General features: G+C 64.1%; 13 protein-coding genes. 12 read left to right on the top strand and 1 reads right to left on the bottom strand.

The window, feature by feature from the left end; translation table 11 throughout:
* Positions 1-111: 111 nt before the first annotated feature.
* The 11 genes from LB529_RS08835 to LB529_RS08785 all read left to right on the top strand — a co-directional run bounded on the left by LB529_RS08835 (position 112) and on the right by LB529_RS08785 (position 13,282).
* Complete coding sequence (locus LB529_RS08835; RefSeq protein WP_224710850.1) at positions 112-1,950, top strand: M3 family oligoendopeptidase; 1,839 nt, start codon at positions 112-114, stop codon at positions 1,948-1,950.
* 354 nt (positions 1,951-2,304) lie between these two features.
* On the top strand, positions 2,305-3,009 hold the full coding sequence (locus LB529_RS08830; protein WP_224710849.1) for a proton-conducting membrane transporter: 705 nt from the start codon (positions 2,305-2,307) through the stop codon (positions 3,007-3,009).
* Between the two features lie 386 nt (positions 3,010-3,395).
* Positions 3,396-4,541 (top strand): aminodeoxychorismate synthase component I, encoded by a 1,146-nt coding sequence (locus LB529_RS08825; protein ID WP_224710848.1) that lies wholly within the window; start codon positions 3,396-3,398, stop codon positions 4,539-4,541.
* Positions 4,490-5,152 carry an aminotransferase class IV family protein gene (locus LB529_RS08820; RefSeq protein WP_224710847.1) on the top strand — a complete coding sequence of 221 codons (663 nt, stop codon included), beginning with the start codon at positions 4,490-4,492 and terminating at the stop codon, positions 5,150-5,152. Before LB529_RS08825 ends, LB529_RS08820 begins: the two co-directional genes overlap by 52 nt.
* A gap of 39 nt (positions 5,153-5,191) precedes the next feature.
* The gene (locus LB529_RS08815) at positions 5,192-6,127 is read left to right on the top strand and encodes a heme-dependent oxidative N-demethylase family protein (protein WP_224710846.1); all 936 of its coding nucleotides are present in this window, start codon (positions 5,192-5,194) and stop codon (positions 6,125-6,127) included.
* Between the two features lie 131 nt (positions 6,128-6,258).
* Positions 6,259-7,704: a homospermidine synthase gene (locus LB529_RS08810; protein WP_224603386.1), complete on the top strand. Its 1,446-nt coding sequence runs from the start codon at positions 6,259-6,261 to the stop codon at positions 7,702-7,704.
* 85 nt (positions 7,705-7,789) lie between these two features.
* Entirely contained in the window at positions 7,790-8,167 is a 378-nt protein-coding gene (locus LB529_RS08805; protein WP_128256069.1) for a hypothetical protein, read from the top strand.
* 198 nt (positions 8,168-8,365) lie between these two features.
* Positions 8,366-10,501: a bifunctional metallophosphatase/5'-nucleotidase gene (locus tag LB529_RS08800; RefSeq protein ID WP_224710845.1), complete on the top strand. Its 2,136-nt coding sequence runs from the start codon at positions 8,366-8,368 to the stop codon at positions 10,499-10,501.
* A 145-nt stretch (positions 10,502-10,646) separates the two neighbouring features.
* The gene (gene hemH / locus LB529_RS08795; protein WP_224710844.1) at positions 10,647-11,711 is read left to right on the top strand and encodes a ferrochelatase; all 1,065 of its coding nucleotides are present in this window, start codon (positions 10,647-10,649) and stop codon (positions 11,709-11,711) included.
* Positions 11,712-11,846: 135 nt separating this feature from the next.
* Entirely contained in the window at positions 11,847-12,797 is a 951-nt protein-coding gene (locus LB529_RS08790) for an SPFH domain-containing protein (RefSeq protein ID WP_224543403.1), read from the top strand.
* Positions 12,798-12,817: 20 nt separating this feature from the next.
* The gene (locus LB529_RS08785) at positions 12,818-13,282 is read left to right on the top strand and encodes an NfeD family protein (protein WP_095766329.1); all 465 of its coding nucleotides are present in this window, start codon (positions 12,818-12,820) and stop codon (positions 13,280-13,282) included.
* 56 nt (positions 13,283-13,338) lie between these two features.
* Here LB529_RS08785 and LB529_RS08780 read toward each other — a convergent pair whose 3' ends face one another.
* Positions 13,339-14,340 (bottom strand): SIS domain-containing protein, encoded by a 1,002-nt coding sequence (locus LB529_RS08780; RefSeq protein WP_224710843.1) that lies wholly within the window; start codon positions 14,338-14,340, stop codon positions 13,339-13,341.
* A 158-nt stretch (positions 14,341-14,498) separates the two neighbouring features.
* On the opposite strand from LB529_RS08780, the gene LB529_RS08775 reads away from it, so the two are divergent.
* On the top strand, positions 14,499-16,283 hold the full coding sequence (locus LB529_RS08775; protein ID WP_224710842.1) for an outer membrane beta-barrel protein: 1,785 nt from the start codon (positions 14,499-14,501) through the stop codon (positions 16,281-16,283).
* Positions 16,284-16,317: the final 34 nt, after the last annotated feature.

The raw sequence follows: 16,317 nt of genomic DNA, 5'->3' as shown, positions 1-16,317 counted from the left end.
GCACAGGGTTCTAAATAAGGTTTCAAAAAACCCGGTGAACGAATTCCTTAGGATTTGACCGGCTTCTCCTTTCCCTTTGATTCTGGCCTTGGTTCAAAGAAGGTATTGTCGATGCGCATGATGTTTGGTCGGCGGCTTGCGGCCCCAGCGTCGGGCCAGGGCGCGGCGGAGCTTGGCGACTTGCCGGAGTGGAATCTCGCCGATCTCTATTCGGGCATGGAAGCGCCCGAGTTGAAGCGCGACATCGCCAAGGCGGCCAGCGACGCCATTGCCTTCGAAGCCCGCTGGAAGGGCACTTTGGCCACCGAGGCCGGGCGCGGCGGCGCCGGCCGGCTCGGCGAGGCGCTGAAAACCTATGAGGCGCTCGAGGAACTGATCGGCCGCATCGTCTCCTATGCCGGGCTCGTTTATGCCGGCAACACCGCCGATCCGCAGCGCGCCAAGCTCTATGGCGATGTCCAGGAAAAGATGACGGACGCCAGCGCCCATCTCTTGTTCTTCGCGCTCGAGCTGAACCTGATCGACGATGCGGCGATCGAGAACGCCTTGGCCGCCGACAAGGACTTCGGCCACTACCGGCCTTGGGTGCTCGACCTCAGGAAGGACAAGCCCTACCAGCTCGAGGATCGCATCGAGCAGTTGTTCCACGAAAAGTCGGTCACTGGGCGGGGCGCCTGGAACCGCCTGTTCGACGAGACGATGACCGACCTGCGCTTCGACGTCGACGGCGAGGAGCTGACGCTTGAGCCGGCGCTGAACCGACTGCAGGATGCCAATGGCGAGGTGCGCCGCCGTGCCTCCGAGGCGCTCGCGGCGACCTTCCGCAAGAACCTGCGCACATTCACCCTCATCACCAATACCTTAGCCAAGGACAAGGAAATCTCCGACCGCTGGCGTGGATTCCAGGACATCGCCGACTCGCGCCACCTCGCCAACCGCGTCGAGCGCGACGTCGTCGACGCGCTGGCCGCGGCCGTGCGCGAAGCCTATCCGCGGCTGTCGCATCGCTATTACGCGATGAAGGCGCGCTGGCTCGGCATGGAGGTGATGAACCATTGGGACCGTAACGCGCCGCTGCCGGAGACGCCGCAGGCGGTGATCCGCTGGGACGACGCCAGGGACACGGTGCTTTCCGCCTATCAGCGCTTCTCGCCCGACATGGCCGAGATCGCCCGCGGCTTTTTCGATCGCAGATGGATCGACGCGCCGGTGCGGCCGGGCAAGTCGCCCGGCGCCTTCGCCCATCCGACGGTGCCGTCGGCGCATCCTTATGTGCTGCTGAACTACATGGGCAAGCCGCGCGATGTGATGACGCTGGCGCATGAGCTCGGCCATGGCGTGCACCAGGTGCTGGCCGCCGGCCAGGGCGCGCTGATGGCCTCGACGCCGCTGACGCTGGCCGAGACCGCCTCCGTCTTCGGGGAGATGCTGACCTTCCGTTCGCTGCTCGAGCAGACCGCTGACCGCCGCGAGCGCAAGGCCATGCTCGCCCAGAAGGTCGAGGACATGATCAACACGGTCGTGCGCCAGATCGCCTTCTACGAGTTCGAGCGCAAGGTGCATGCCGAGCGCAAGAACGGCGAGCTGACCTCAGACAGGCTCGGCGAATTCTGGCTGGAGGTGCAGGCCGAGAGCCTGGGGCCGGCGATCAAGCTGCGCGAGGGCTACGAGGTCTTCTGGACCTACATCCCGCACTTCATCCACTCGCCTTTCTACGTCTATGCCTATGCCTTCGGCGATTGCCTGGTGAATTCGCTCTACGCCGTCTACCAGAATGCCGAGCGCGGATTTCAGGAGAAGTATTTCGAGATGCTGCGCGCCGGCGGCACGAAGCATCATTCGGAGCTTCTGGCGCACTTCGGCCTCGACGCCACCGATCCCGCTTTCTGGCAGATCGGCCTTGGCGTGATCGGTTCGCTGATCGACGAGTTGGAAGCGCTCGACAATTGACGACAGCAACGGCGCAGGCATCGACCGTAGTAGTTTAGCCGGAACGCATATTAGCAAGATCTATTCTTGCCCTAAATAGCTGTTCTTGAATAACTCTCCGGCGCATTTTTCAACTGGCTTTCGACAAGCCATATGATAGCGTCCGGCCTCAAGCTCAGCCGGACGCATCGCGCAGGCCAGAGATGGCTGGTCGCGCCGCTACGGCGAATGCGATGACGGCCGTCGGCTTCGGACAAGGCCAAACGCCGATGGCTCGATTGAAGCCGGCGATTGCGCCGATCACGGAACCTTTGACGATCCTGGCGTGAGCTCGCCTTTCCGGGCCTCGGCCGACAGATCGGACTGGAGAGGGAAATGAGCACTTTCTTCTACATGCTCCTGGCGTTCGTTGTGGGTATCCTGGTCGGCTGGTTCATCTGGGGCCGCTTGCGCGGCGAGCTCGACAGCCTGCGTGGCGATCTCGACCGCACGCGGAGCGAGCGCGACAGGCTGCGCGCCGACAGCGATCGGTTGAAGGGCGAGCTCGACGCCAGCGGCCGTGCCCGCGCCGATCTCGAAAGCCGGCTACGCGATACGCCTTCCGCCAAGGCCGGCGCCGACAAGGCCGCCACGCCGGCGCCGTCGGCGCTGATGCCGACGACATCGGCGGCGGCAAAGGCCGGGCCCGCAAAGCCCGCCGCTGCAAAGAAGCCGACCGCAACGAAGACTGCAGCGGCACCGAAGCCGGCGGCCAAAGCCGCCGCGCCGAAGAAGGCGGCAGCGCCCGCGGCAAAGAAGGCGGCAGCGCCGCAGGCCGCGTCCGGCAAGGCAGACAATCTGCGCCGCCTCATCGGCATCGGGCCGGTCAATGAAAGGCTGCTCAAAGGCCAGGGCGTCACCACCTACGCCCAGATCGCCGCCTGGACCGCCGCCGACGTCAAACGCATCGAGGAGGTTCTCAATTTCGACGGCCGCATCGCGCGTGAAAAGTGGATCGAGCAGGCAAAATTGCTGGCCGCCGGCGACGAAGCGGAGTTTGCCAGGCAGTTCCCGACGGCCGGAACCGCAAATAACACCTGAACATCTAGCCGGCGTCGCAAACGCCGTCCATTGGCCAGAGACACCCGCCACTTCGTTATCCTATGGCGTAGCGAGGAGCGAAGCGACGCAGCGCAGACCATAGGATCCATTCCGTGAAGTCGAGGCGTTGCCACGCTGCAGAATTCTGCTCCGCAGCACCCTACGATTAAGATCACGGAATGGATCCTCGGGTCTACGCGTCCGCTTTCGCGTCCGCTCCGCCCGTGGATGACGAAGTTCGGGCGTTTCCGCCATCCCTGCAGGATCAGCTACCGAAGCTTCCGCGCCAACGGGACGCCTTTGCGCCGTTCGACGCCGTTCCCTCGATTGCGCCACGCCGAACCCCCATATAGAGCGGTCGGCTGAATTGTCCGCATCCGAGGCTCATGTCCCTGCCCGCAGCCATTTTCCGCAACGACGCGACCGCTCGTCAGCTGGTCTTCGATCGGCCGGATGAGATCATCGTCGCGCACGAGGCTGAAGAGTTCGGGCCTGCGCTTGAAAGGGCCCAGGCCGCCTCCGACTCCGGCAAATGGCTGGCGGGCTATTTCTCCTACGAAGCAGGTTACCTGCTCGAGCCGAAACTGGTGCCGCTGCTGCCCGATGGCCGCCGCGCGCCGTTGGTTTGCCTCGGCGTATTCGATGCGCCTGTCGACCAGGCGGTGCCGCGGATGCAGGCGTCAGCCAGCAACGGCCCGATCTTCGATGCCCGCGCAGCCTGGTCCGCCGACGACTATGCAAGCCGCTTCGCGCGCCTTCACAACCACATCCGCAAGGGCGATTGCTATCAGGGCAACCTCACCTTCCCGGTCCGTGCGCAGTGGTCAGGCGATCCGCTTGCGGCCTTCGACGCGCTCACCGAACGCCAGCCGGTGAAATACGGTACGCTGGTCTCGCTCGGCGATCCGATCGTCCTGTCGCGCTCGCCCGAACTGTTCTTCGAGATCGATGCCGACAGCATGATCGAAACCCACCCGATGAAAGGCACCGCGCCGCGCGGCGCGACCAAGGCCGAAGATGCCCGGCTGAAGGCCTTCCTGCGCAACGACGAGAAGAACCAGGCCGAGAACCGGATGATCGTCGACCTTTTGCGCAATGACATCTCGCTGATCAGCCAAGTCGGCACGCTCGACGTGCCGGAACTGTTCCGTATCGAGACCTATCCGACGGTGCACCAGATGGTCAGCCACGTGCGGGCAAGGCTTTTGCCCGGTATCGGCATCCGCCAAATCTTCGCCGCGCTCTTCCCTTGCGGCTCGATCACCGGCGCGCCGAAAATCCGTGCCATGGAAATCCTGCATGAGCTGGAAGATGCGCCGCGAGACGTCTATTGCGGCGCCATCGGCTGGATTGCGCCCGGTGGCAGGATGCGTTTTTCGGTGGCGATCCGCACCATCTCGCTCTTTGCCGACGGCGAGGCCGTCTACAATGTCGGCGGCGGCGTCGTCTTCGATTCCACCGCCGAAGAGGAGTATCGGGAGTGCCTGTTGAAAGCCCGCTTCGCGACAGGAACGGTGCCGGCTTCGAGCTGATCGAGACCATGCGCTGGGAGCCGGCCACAGGCTTCCTGCGCTTCGAGCGCCACCTTGCGAGGCTTTATGCGTCCGCCGCCGAACTCGGCTTCACCTGCGATCCGGCGCGGATCGGTGAGGTGCTTTCGAATACCGTCGGCGGACAGGGAGTTGCCTTGCGCGTGCGCCTCGCCCTGCAGCGCAATGGCGAAGCGACGGCCGCGGCTCAAGTCTATGAACCGCTGCCCACCGACAAGGTCTGGCGGCTGCAGCTGGCGCGAATACGGATCGATTCGGCCAACACGCTGCTGCGCCACAAGACAAGCCTGCGCCAGGTCTACGTACAGGCGCGCGCCGAATATCTCGCCACCCGCGCCGACGAGGTGCTTTTGGCCAACGAGCGCGGCGAGCTCTGCGAGGGCACGATCACCAATCTCTTCGCCGACTTCGGCGACGGCCCGCTTGCCACGCCTCGCCTCGACTGCGGCCTTTTGCCTGGAATATTGCGCGGCGCGCTTCTGGACGAAGGCCGCGCCGTGGAAGCGATCTACAGCTTCGACGATCTGAAGGCGGCGAAGGCGATCTTCGTCGGTAACTCGCTGCGCGGGCTGATTCCGGCGCAGCTTGGCTGACCGCGCCGGAGACATAAACTGGATAGCACCCAAACAGGCATGACCATCCGCCAGCTGACCCACACGCCCTATGACGGGTCCTCGAAACTCTTCACTATCGGGCTGAAGCCGCTCGACTTCGACCGCTGGATCGAGGTCGATGAATTGCTGCTGCCGCATCTGGCCGAGAAGCAACGGCTCTATGCGGAAATCCCGGAAAAGGTCTTTGTCGAGGAAGACGGCACAAGCGAGGCTCAGCGCGATGTGCTGGACCTGCTCGTCGCGCATCTCGAAGCCGCGCATCCCGGCACGTATCGTCGCAACGGAGAGGTTGTCGAGCCGATCGGTTTCGAGACGGCAAGCGACAGGCTGCCTCCTGCCCTGCGCGAGGCGCCGCTGGCCAAGGCTTCGCTGCTCGTCCAGGAAGATCTGATCCTGATGCGCCGCGGCGAGCACGGCTGGCGGCTCGCCGCCGGCTCGCTCTGCTTCCCTTCGTCTTGGTCGCTGCAGGAAAAATTCGGCAAGCCACTGCAGGAGATTCACAAACCGGTGCCTGGATTCGGACCCGGCACGCGGCCGGCCGAGCTCATCAACCGCATGTTCGACGGCCTGCAGGGCCAGGCGGTCGAGCGCTTCAACTGGTCGATCCAGGCCGGCGATGCGCTCTATCATCCGCTCTCCAATATCGAGCGCACCGACCGCGCCACAAACCGCCCGAGCCGCTTCTCCGACGGCAACGTCAAAGCCCATGCCTTCATCCGCGTCGAACGCCAGACGCTGCGCAAGCTTCCCCGGTCGCACGACATCCTCTTCACCATCCGCATCCATCTCGATCCGCTCAAGCTGCTCATTCGCCATCCTGACCGGGCAGCCCTGGCCGTCTCCTTCGCGGGGCAGCTCCTGGCTCTCGACCAGCAACAACTCGACTACAAGGGCCTGACCGCGGACCGCGACCGGCTGGTCGAATTCCTAAGCGGCATGGCCTGCACGCCTTAACCAAGGTGCCAGCCGGGCCTGGCCGGCGGTTGGTGCTTTTCGCTGGTTTATGACAATGATCTGTGGTTGTAGCGCTTGGCCGTCGGGCAAAAGGCCCGGCTTTGCGCGTGTTTGAAGGAGTGTGCGAAAAAATGGCGAACGAAAACTGGCCCGTTTACGGTGAAATCACCGGCCCTGTCGTGATGATCGGCTTCGGCTCGATCGGGCGGGGAACGCTGCCGCTGATCGAGCGCCATTTCAAGTTCGACAAGTCGCGCATGACGGTCATCGACCCGCGCGACACCGACCGCAAGCTGCTCGACGAGCGCGGCATCGCCTTCATGCAGGACGCGGTGACCGAGAAGAATTACAAGAAGCTGCTCACGCCGCTTCTGACCAATGGCGGCGGCCAGGGCTTTTGCGTCAACCTGTCGGTCGACACCGGCTCGGTGGACCTGATGAAATTGTGCCGCAAGCTCGGCGTGCTCTACATCGACACCGTCGTCGAACCTTGGCTCGGCTTCTATTTCGACGCCGAGGCCGACAATGCCAGCCGCAGCAACTATGCGCTGCGCGAGGCGATGATCAAGGAAAAGCAAGACAAGCCGGGCGGCCCGACGGCGGTCTCCACGTGCGGCGCCAATCCCGGCATGGTCTCGTGGTTCGTCAAGAAGGCGCTGGTCAACCTCGCCACCGATCTTGGTCTCGAGTTTTCGGAGCCCGCGCAGGAAGACCGCGAGGCCTGGGCCAGGCTTATGAAGAAGGCCGGCGTCAAGGGCATCCATATCGCCGAGCGCGACACCCAGCGCACGAAGAAGCCGAAGCCGATGAACGTGTTCTGGAATACCTGGTCGGTCGAAGGTTTTATCTCGGAGGGCCTGCAACCGGCCGAGCTCGGCTGGGGCACGCATGAAAACTGGATGCCGAAGAACGGCAAGAAGCACAAGCACGGCTCCAAGGCGGCAATCTATCTGGAACAGCCCGGCGCCAACACGCGCGTGCGCAGTTGGTGCCCGACGCCCGGCCCGCAATACGGCCTGTTGGTGACGCACAACGAGTCGATCTCGATCGCCGACTTCTTCACCGTGCGCTCGAAGAAGGGCAAGGTCCAATATCGCCCGACCTGCCACTACGCCTACCATCCCTGCAACGACGCTATGCTGTCGCTGGACGAGATGTTCGGCGCCGCCGGCAAGCCGCAGCCCGTCCACCACGTGCTCGACGAGAATGAATTGGTCGACGGCGTCGACGAGCTCGGCGTGCTGCTCTACGGCCACGACAAGAACGCCTACTGGTACGGCTCGCAGCTGTCGCTGGCCGAGGCGCGTAAGCTCGCCCCCTACCAGAACGCAACCGGCCTGCAGGTGACCTCGGCTGTGCTCGCCGGCATGGTCTGGGCGCTGGAGAACCCGACCGCCGGCATCGTCGAGGCCGACGAGATGGACTACCGGCGCTGCCTCGAAGTGCAACTTCCCTATCTCGGGCCGGTCAGGGGCTACTACACCGACTGGACGCCGCTGGATAACCGGCCGGGTCTCTTCCCCGAGGACCTGGACAAGGACGACCCGTGGCAGTTCCGCAACATTCTGGTCCGATAGCGGTCAGGCCTACCGCCGCCTACACCTTGCAATCGCCCGGAAATCGGGCGATTGAGAAGATGCGGACCGAGGAGAGGACCAACATATGACTATTGCGCGCAAACTGCTTTCGGCGGGCGCTGCGGCAAGCCTTCTGGCGGCCGCCGCCTGCACCACCACCGGCCCTTCCGACCAGCCTTCGATGGGGGCCGCGCCAAAAGGGGTCGAGGGATCGTGGATCGACGGCACCGGCAAGGCCGTCTCTACGTTCAATGGCGGAAAGTTCACGACCGTGGCGGCTGAAACCGGCGAGAAGTTTGCCGAAGGCACTTACACTATGACCGGCGGAACGTCGCTCGAGATCACGGGCACCTCGCTGGTTCGCCAGACGCCGATCCACACCAACTGCCTGCTGATCTCCATCAATCAGCTCAACTGCACTGATGCCGCCGGCAAGAATTTCGTATTCATGCGGCGCAGCTGAACGATCCGGCTAGTTTAGGGCTCTTTGAAAGGACGGCGGCGCGAGCCGCCGTCCCTTTTTTTGTGCCGGCAAACATCTTCCCGAATTGTGCTTGCATCGGCCGGGACCCGATGTGAACATGACTCGAGGCTGACTGTTATTTTCCAGTCAAGCGAAGGCGTTAAGCACCGTCGAAGTATGCTTATCCGGGAGACGAAGATGAAGAAGATTGCCGCCATCCTAGCCCTTTCCGCTTCGACGCTTGGCCTGTCGGCCGGCGTGTCCTTTGCCGACTACACGCTGAACATCCTGCATTTCAACGATTGGCACAGCCGCATCGAAGGCAACAACAAATACGAGTCGACCTGCTCCGCCGATGAAGAGACCAAGGGCGAATGCATCGGCGGCGCCGGCCGGCTGATCACGGCGATCGCTGAGGAGCGCAAGAAGCTCGAAGGCCAGAACGTGCTGCTGCTCAATGCCGGCGACAGCTTCCAGGGATCGCTGTTCTACATCACCTACAAGGGTGCGGCGGAAGAGGAATTCCTCAATCAGATCAAGCCCGACGCGGTAACGCTCGGCAACCACGAGTTCGACGACGGCGAGACCGCGCTGGTTCCCTATCTCGACAAGGCGAAATTCCCGATCGTCAGCGCCAATGTCGTGCCCAATGACAAGTCCGGCGCCAAGGACAAGATCAAGCCTTCGATCGTCGTCGAGGTCGGTGGCCAGAAGATCGGCATCGTCGGCGCCGTCACCAACGACACGCCGGAACTCGCCTCGCCCGGCCCGAACATCGCCATCGCCGACGATGTCAAGTCGATCACGGCCGAGGTCGAGAAGCTCAAGGCACAAGGCATCAACAAGATCATCGCGGTCACCCATATCGGCTACAGGCGCGAGCGCGACGTCATAGCGAAAATCCCGGGTGTCGACGTGGTGGTCGGCGGCCACAGCCACACCCTTCTGTCGAACACCGATCCGAAGGCCGAGGGACCGTACCCGACGATGGTCGACAACCCCGACGGTTACAAGGTGCCGGTGGTGCAGGCGGCGTCCTATTCGAAATATCTCGGCGAGTTCAAGGTCGTGTTCGACGACAACGGCGTCGTCAAGGAGGCGAGCGGCGCGCCGATCTATCTCGACAAGTCGATCACCCCCGATCCCGCCGTTGTTGCCCGCATCAAGGAGCTCGGCGCGCCAATCGAGGCGCTGAAGAACAAGGAGGTGGCCGAGACCACCAAGGCCATCGACGGCAGCCGCGAGAATTGCCGCGCGCGCGAATGCGAGATGGGCAATCTCGTCTCCGACGCCATTCTCGAGCGCACCAAGGGCCAAGGCGTCGAAATCGTCATCTCGAACAGCGGCGGCCTGCGCGCCTCGATCGACCAGGGCACGGTGACTATGGGCGAGGTGCTGACCGTGCTGCCCTTCCAGAACACGCTGGCCACTTTCAAGATCTCGGGCAAGGACCTGGTTGCGGGCCTTGAAAACGGCCTCAGCCAGATCGAGGACGGCGCCGGCCGCTTCCCGCAGGTTGCCGGCATCAAATATTCCTTCGACAGATCCGTCGCGCCCAATGCCGGCCGCGTCAAATCGGTCGAGGTGATGGAGAACGGCGCCTGGACGCCGATCAGCCCGGACAAGCAGTACCTCGTTGCCACCAACAACTACGTCCGCCAGGGCGGCGACGGCTACAAGGTTTTCGCCGACAAGGCGACCGACGCCTATGACTACGGCCCAGGCCTGGAGCAGGTGGTGGCCGACTATCTCGGCGCCCACCGTCCCTATACGCCCAAGCTCGACGGCCGCATCACCGAGATTGCCGCAACGACGGCGGCGGCCGAGCCGGCCAAGCCTGCGGAACCGGCGAAGCCTGCCGAGACCGCCCCCGCCACCCAGGCGCCTGCGAACGGGGCAGCAAAACCAGCCGAGACGTCGCCGGCAAGCGGCGAGCCCGCCATTCCCGCTCCGCCTTCCGGTTCCAGCGACATTGCCGGCACGCCGCCGGCGGTTTCTACTGAAACCGCTCCGGCCGCGCCCACCGAGACCGCGAAGCCGGCAGAGAGCGCGCCCGCGGCGCCGGCCGCGGAACCGGCAAAGCCCGCCGAGACCGCCCCGGCAACGCCTGCTCCCGCAGCCGAGCCGGCCAAGCCGGCGCAGGCAACGCAGGCCGAAGCGAAACCGGCCGAGACCAGCCACACCGTTGCCGCCGGCGATACCTATTGGGACCTGGCCAAGAAAGCCTATGGCGACGCCACCAAGTGGAAGCTCATCTCCGAAGCCAACAAGGACTTTAAGCCGCGGCGCCTGCCGCTCGGCGCGACGCTGACCATTCCGCCTGCCGCGAAGTAACGCTCGGGCCGGGACTGGTCGCACCCGTCCGGGCAACCGGGCGGGTGTTCCTTTTTGAGGTCCTGACGCGATAAGGTGCGGCCAGACGCAGCATTGAAAACCGGCAGGGCATCGCTAGGTTCCGCGGCGCTACCGGAGATTGTTGATGACCGTTGCCGACCCCACCGATGCCAAAGCCGCAAAGGCCGTCGGCCTGCCGCCGGCGCATGCCGCGCCGGTCAGGCCGGGCAAGATCGGCGTCCTGCTGGTCAATCTCGGCACGCCCGACGGCACAGACTTCCGGCCGATGTGGCGCTACCTGCGCGAATTCCTCTCCGACCCGCGCGTCATCGAGCTCAACAAGGCGATCTGGTATCCGATCCTGTATGGACTGGTGCTGACGACCCGGCCGAAAAAATCCGGCGCCAACTACGCCCGTATCTGGAACCGGGAGATGAACGAATCGCCGCTGCGCACTTTCACCCGCGCTCAAGGTCAGAAGCTGGCCGCCGCACTTACCGATCTGCCCGATGTGGTGGTCGACTGGGCGATGCGCTACGGCAATCCCTCGACGGCAAGCGTCACTCAGAAGCTGGTCGACCAGGGCTGCGACCGCATCCTCAGCTTTCCGCTCTATCCGCAATATTCGGCGACGACGACGGCGACCGCGAACGACCAGCTGTTCCGCGCGCTGATGAAGATCAGGCGCGCGCCGGCGATCCGCAGCGTGCCGCCCTATTATGACGAACCGGTCTATATCGACGCGCTTGCGCGTTCGATCGAGCAGCATCTGGCGACCCTCGACTTCGTGCCGGAGGTGGTGATCGCCTCCTATCACGGCATCCCCAAGCCCTATTCCGACAAGGGCGATCCCTACGGGGCGCATTGCCTGGAGACCACGCGGCTGCTGCGGGCAAGGCTCGGCTGGGACGAGAAGAAGCTCATCGCCACCTTCCAGTCGCGTTTCGGCGCGCAGGAATGGCTGCAGCCTTACACCGACGTCACCGTCGAGAAACTGGCCAAGGACGGCGTGAAATCGATCGCCATCGTCAATCCCGGCTTCTCCGTCGACTGCATCGAGACGCTGGACGAGATCGGCCGCGAGGCGGCCGAAACCTTCCATCACGCCGGCGGCGAGAATTTTGCGCACATCCCCTGCCTCAACGACAGCGCCGAGGGCATGGCGGTCATCGAAGCGCTGGCGCGGCGCGAGCTTTCCGGCTGGGTGTGACCTGTTTCACCGACAGGCTCGAAACCGGTGCGCAAAAGCCTTCGCTAACCAATATTCCCGATCACCTGATTGTAACGCCGCGGAAACACACTTAAGTGATTCCGTGAGGTCGCCGCCTTTTGAGGGAGAAACGAAATGGGCTTCAGCGGTTTCGATATTGCCATCATTGTTCTTGTCTTCTTGGTCATCATCCTTCTTTTCAAAGGCATCAAGACGGTGCCGCAAGGTTATAATTACACGGTGGAACGCTTCGGCCGGTACACCAAGACGCTGACGCCTGGCCTGAACATCATCAACCCCATCTTCGAGCGCGTCGGCGCCAAGATGAATATGATGGAGCAGGTGCTCGACGTGCCGACGCAGGAGATCATCACTCGCGACAACGCCATCGTCGGTGTGGACGGCATCGCCTTCTACCAGATCCTCAATGCCGCGCAGGCCGCTTATCAGGTGGCCGGGCTGCAGAACGCCATTCTCAACCTGACCATGACCAACATCCGTACCGTCATGGGCTCGATGGACCTCGACGAATTGCTGTCCAATCGCGACGCCATCAACGAGCGCCTGTTGCGCGTCGTCGACGAGGCGGCGCATCCGTGGGGCATCAAGATCACCCGCGTCGAGATCAAGGACATCAATCCGCCGGCCAATCTGATCGAATCTATGGGCCGCCAGATGACGGCCGAGCGCAACAAGCGCGCCCAGATCCTGGCCGCCGAAGGCCTCAAGCAGTCGCAGATCCTCGAGGCCGAGGGCCGCAGGGAAGCAGCCTTCCGCGACGCCGAGGCGCGCGAGCGCTCGGCCGAAGCGGAGGCCAAGGCGACGCAGGTCGTGTCGGAAGCCATCGCCAAGGGCGACGTGCAGGCGCTCAACTACTTCATCGCCCAGAAATATACCGAGGCGTTGACCAGGATCGGCTCGGCCACGAACAGCAAGGTGGTGCTGATGCCGCTTGAAGCCTCGTCGCTGATCGGAACGCTCGGCGGCATCGGCGAGATCGCCAAGGAAGTTTTCAGGAGTGAAGGTACGGCCGGCGCGCAGCGGCAGGCCGCACGCCCGCCGCTGGTTCGGCCGAACGAAACCTGAGATCATAGGAGGCTGCTCCCATGTTCGACCGTATCGTTTCCGAACTCGGCCCGTGGAACTGGATGGTTCTGGGCTTCGTGCTCCTGGTGATGGAGATCGTCGCGCCGGGCGTCTTCATGCTGTGGATCGGCATCGCCGCGCTCATCGTCGGCGCCGTGTCGCTGGCGATATGGGACGCCGCTTTCTGGACCTGGCAGGTGCAGGTGCTGGCGTTCCTGATCCTGTCGCTGATCTCGGCTTTCGTCGGCAAGAAACTGATGGCCGGCCGCCACGACGATGCCGACCAGCCGCTGCTCAACCGCCGCGGCGCGCAGATGGTGGGCAAGCTGGCGACGCTGGCCGAGCCGATCAAGGACGGCCGCGGCCGCATCAAGCTCGGCGACACGCTGTGGCGCGTTTCCGGTCCTGACCTCCCTGCCGGCACGCAAGTGCGCGTTGTCGGCGCCGCCGACACCGACCTGGAGCTGACGGTCGAGGCGGCTTGAACCGAGACAGGTATCGGACGGGCTGAGACTAAGGCAATTCCTGGAAAAGTGCGTGACTAGGCTGCGCCAATGCGCAGCAGGTCGTGGAAGTGAACTACGCCCACCGGCATTTTGTCTTTGGTCACGACCAGTGCGCCGATATTGTGCTCGTTGAGCATGGCGATCGCCGTGCCCGCCAGCGTCTGCGGATCGATCGTCTTGGGCGTGCGGGTCATGACCTCATCGACGGTCACGTCGGCCAGATTGCGATGCAGATTGCGTGCAACGTCGCCGTCGGTCACGATCCCGACCAGTTTGCCGCTCGCATCGACAATGCAGACGCACCCGACTTTCTTCTGCGACAGCGTCATCACCGCTTCCGGCATCTTGGTGCCGAGCAGGGCGAGCGGCACCTGATCGCCGGTCCGCATGATCTCCGACACCAGGGTCAGGTTGGCGCCAAGCTGCCCGCCGGGGTGCAAGGTACGGAAGTGATCCGGCGTGAAGCCCCGCGCTTCGAGCAGAGCGATGGCCAACGCGTCGCCCAGTACGAGTTGGAGAAGCGTCGATGTCGTCGGAGCCAGCCCGTGCGGACAAGCCTCGGGCACGACCGGCAGCAGCAAGACCACATCGGCCGCACGCGCCAGCGCCGAGCTCTCGCCGGAAGTAATGGCGATCAGCGGGATGGAAAAACGCCTCGAATAGGCGACGATGCCCATCAATTCCTTGCTTTCGCCCGACCACGACATGGCGATGATGGCGTCGTCCTTGGCGATCATGCCGAGATCGCCGTGATTGGCCTCGGCGGGATGGACGAAAAAGGCTGGCGTGCCGGTCGAGGCAAGCGTCGCGGCGATCTTGGCGCCGATATGGCCGCTCTTGCCGACGCCGGTGACGATGACGCGGCCCTCGATCCGCGAGATCAGGTCGATCGCGGCGGCAAAAGGCTCGGTCAGCCCGTTTGCGAGCGCGGCGGCCAGGGCCGCCACGCCGGTCTGCTCCGTCGCCACCGTTCTCAGCGCCGATTCGATCACGGCCTGCCTGTTCGGCTGCTTTCTTTCTGGGGACCCCGCATGCATGGCGCAAGCGATTAGCGCTTTGCCGCGCCCCTGTCCAACGGAATTGCCTTCAACCTCCGATTGGGGGCCCAGAGGCGGGTCTCTCAACCCTCCGTTAACCATCCGCATTTACGGTTCGGTAAGTATGGCGCAACCGCGCCGCGCAAGCAGTGGTGACGATGTCCGGGGGCCAGTCTGAAACGAAAATCGGCCGAAGCGGCCTTGCCCTTGCAGCACTGCTGCTGACGGCAAGCGCGCTAGCCTTGCTGCATCCCGCGCCGGCATTCTCGCAGGAAACCGAGCTGCGCGGCGAGGTCTCCGAGTCGGCCATACTCGCCGACCAGCAGCGCAAGGCCAGGCGGGCGCGGGGATCGCAGGGTCAGACCCCGCCCGCCGCCGCCGTCCAGGACACGGCATCGACGACCTACCAACCGTCAAGCCCCGGCGCCGTTCCCGATGATGATCAGACGGCGGGCGCGACGGACAGCATCTTCGATCAGCCGCAGGCAACGGATGATCCATTGGCCGTCACGAAGGCTCCGGTAAAACCCCGCCGACCTTCGATGGCAAAGCAGCGTGCTCAGGACGCCAAGGCCGGCGCCAAGACCGCCGACAAGCAAAGGGCCAAGAAAAAACCCGGCGAAACGACGGACAGCACGACCACCGCCGCGACCGCCGGCACAGGCAACCGGACCGACGCCACCGCCACCGACGACAATGACGGCAGCAACCGCCGTGCCGTCACCATCGACAGCGTCGACAAGCAGAAGCTGGACCCCGGTCAGGAGCGCACCGCCTCCATTGAAGGCCGGAAGGTCAAGCCGGAGGAGGATCCCTTCGCCGCGCCGGGCGTCAAGGTCGGCACCTTTCTCTTCCGGCCGACGCTCGAGCAGGGCTTCACCGCGACCTCCAATGCCGATTCCAGCAGCACCGGCAAATCGGCGGTTCTGTCCGAGACGGCGCTGCGCTTCACTGCGACCTCCGACTGGCGCGAGAATTCGGCTTTGATCACCGGCTACGGCCAGTTCCGCAATACCGTCTCTGGCCAGAAGATCAACGATGCGCAGGGCCGTATCGAGGGCCAGCTCAATGTCGACCTCGACAACGAGCTGCGCGCCATCGCCAAGCTGGGCTACGAGGCCGCGCCAGAATCGGCCTCCTCGCCGGATGCGATCGCCGGTGTCTCCCAACAGCCGCTGCGCCAGACCGTCGACGGCAGCCTCGGTCTCGAAAAGAGTGTCGGCAAGATGCGCTACGCGCTGACCGGCGCGGTCTCGCATGATTTCTACGGCGATGCCGAACTCTCCGACGGCACCACCGTTTCGCAGAAGGATCGCGACTCCACGCTCTACACCGCGACCTTGCGCACCGGTTACGAGATTTCGCCGGCGCTGACGCCGTTCACGGAAGTCGAGGCCGGGCGGCGCCTCTATGACCTGCGCGTCGACACCGACGGCTTCGAGCGATCCTCGACCAGGCTTGGCGCGCGCGCCGGGCTCGAGCTCGACATGGGCGAGAAGTTGTCCGGCGAATTTTCTGTCGGCTGGCTGCGCGAGGCGATCGACGACAACCGCCTTCCGGCGGTAGCGGGTCCGAGCATCGATGCCGACCTCAAATGGTCGCCCGAGCGCGGCACCACTATAGGCCTGACCGGCAAGACCAGGGTCGAAACAACCACGACGGCTAATGAGAGCGGCGATATCCTCTACTCCGGCCGTCTGACCGGCGAGCGCCAGATCCGCGCCAATCTGACGGCGAACTCGGCGCTCGGCCTCGACTGGCGCGATTACACCGGCTCCGACGGCCACGATCTGATCCTGAGCGCCGAGGCCGGGCTGACCTGGTGGTTGAACCGCTATGCCGGGGTCACCACCAGGGTGAGGACGGAGAAGCTGACCAGCAACCTGCCTGGCCGAGACTATACGACCAACAGCGTCTATCTCGGCCTGAAGGTCCAGCGCTGAAGGGCAGCAACCGCCAAGCCTATGCCGAGATTCA

Origin of the sequence: Mesorhizobium sp. CA5 (assembly GCF_020165105.1) — a bacterium.
In the GTDB taxonomy this organism is placed as follows: Bacteria; Pseudomonadota; Alphaproteobacteria; order Rhizobiales; family Rhizobiaceae; genus Mesorhizobium.
The sequence above is the reverse complement of the archived record's forward strand: the minus strand, read 5'-3'. Positions and strand labels throughout refer to the sequence as shown.

What these genes read in the sequence shown, in the direction of transcription:
- LB529_RS08775 (WP_224710842.1), top strand. Translation starts at nt 14,499, where the DNA reads ATGTCCGGGGGCCAGTCTGAAACGAAAATCGGCCGAAGCGGCCTTGCC.
- LB529_RS08805 (WP_128256069.1), top strand. Translation starts at nt 7,790, where the DNA reads ATGACTATTGCGCGCAAACTGCTTTCGGCGGGCGCTGCGGCAAGCCTT.
- LB529_RS08830 (WP_224710849.1), top strand. Translation starts at nt 2,305, where the DNA reads ATGAGCACTTTCTTCTACATGCTCCTGGCGTTCGTTGTGGGTATCCTG.
- LB529_RS08800 (WP_224710845.1), top strand. Translation starts at nt 8,366, where the DNA reads ATGAAGAAGATTGCCGCCATCCTAGCCCTTTCCGCTTCGACGCTTGGC.
- LB529_RS08835 (WP_224710850.1), top strand. Translation starts at nt 112, where the DNA reads ATGCGCATGATGTTTGGTCGGCGGCTTGCGGCCCCAGCGTCGGGCCAG.
- LB529_RS08815 (WP_224710846.1), top strand. Translation starts at nt 5,192, where the DNA reads ATGACCATCCGCCAGCTGACCCACACGCCCTATGACGGGTCCTCGAAA.
- hemH (WP_224710844.1), top strand. Translation starts at nt 10,647, where the DNA reads ATGACCGTTGCCGACCCCACCGATGCCAAAGCCGCAAAGGCCGTCGGC.
- LB529_RS08785 (WP_095766329.1), top strand. Translation starts at nt 12,818, where the DNA reads ATGTTCGACCGTATCGTTTCCGAACTCGGCCCGTGGAACTGGATGGTT.
- LB529_RS08825 (WP_224710848.1), top strand. Translation starts at nt 3,396, where the DNA reads ATGTCCCTGCCCGCAGCCATTTTCCGCAACGACGCGACCGCTCGTCAG.
- LB529_RS08790 (WP_224543403.1), top strand. Translation starts at nt 11,847, where the DNA reads ATGGGCTTCAGCGGTTTCGATATTGCCATCATTGTTCTTGTCTTCTTG.
- LB529_RS08810 (WP_224603386.1), top strand. Translation starts at nt 6,259, where the DNA reads ATGGCGAACGAAAACTGGCCCGTTTACGGTGAAATCACCGGCCCTGTC.
- LB529_RS08780 (WP_224710843.1), bottom strand. Translation starts at nt 14,340, where the DNA reads ATGCATGCGGGGTCCCCAGAAAGAAAGCAGCCGAACAGGCAGGCCGTG.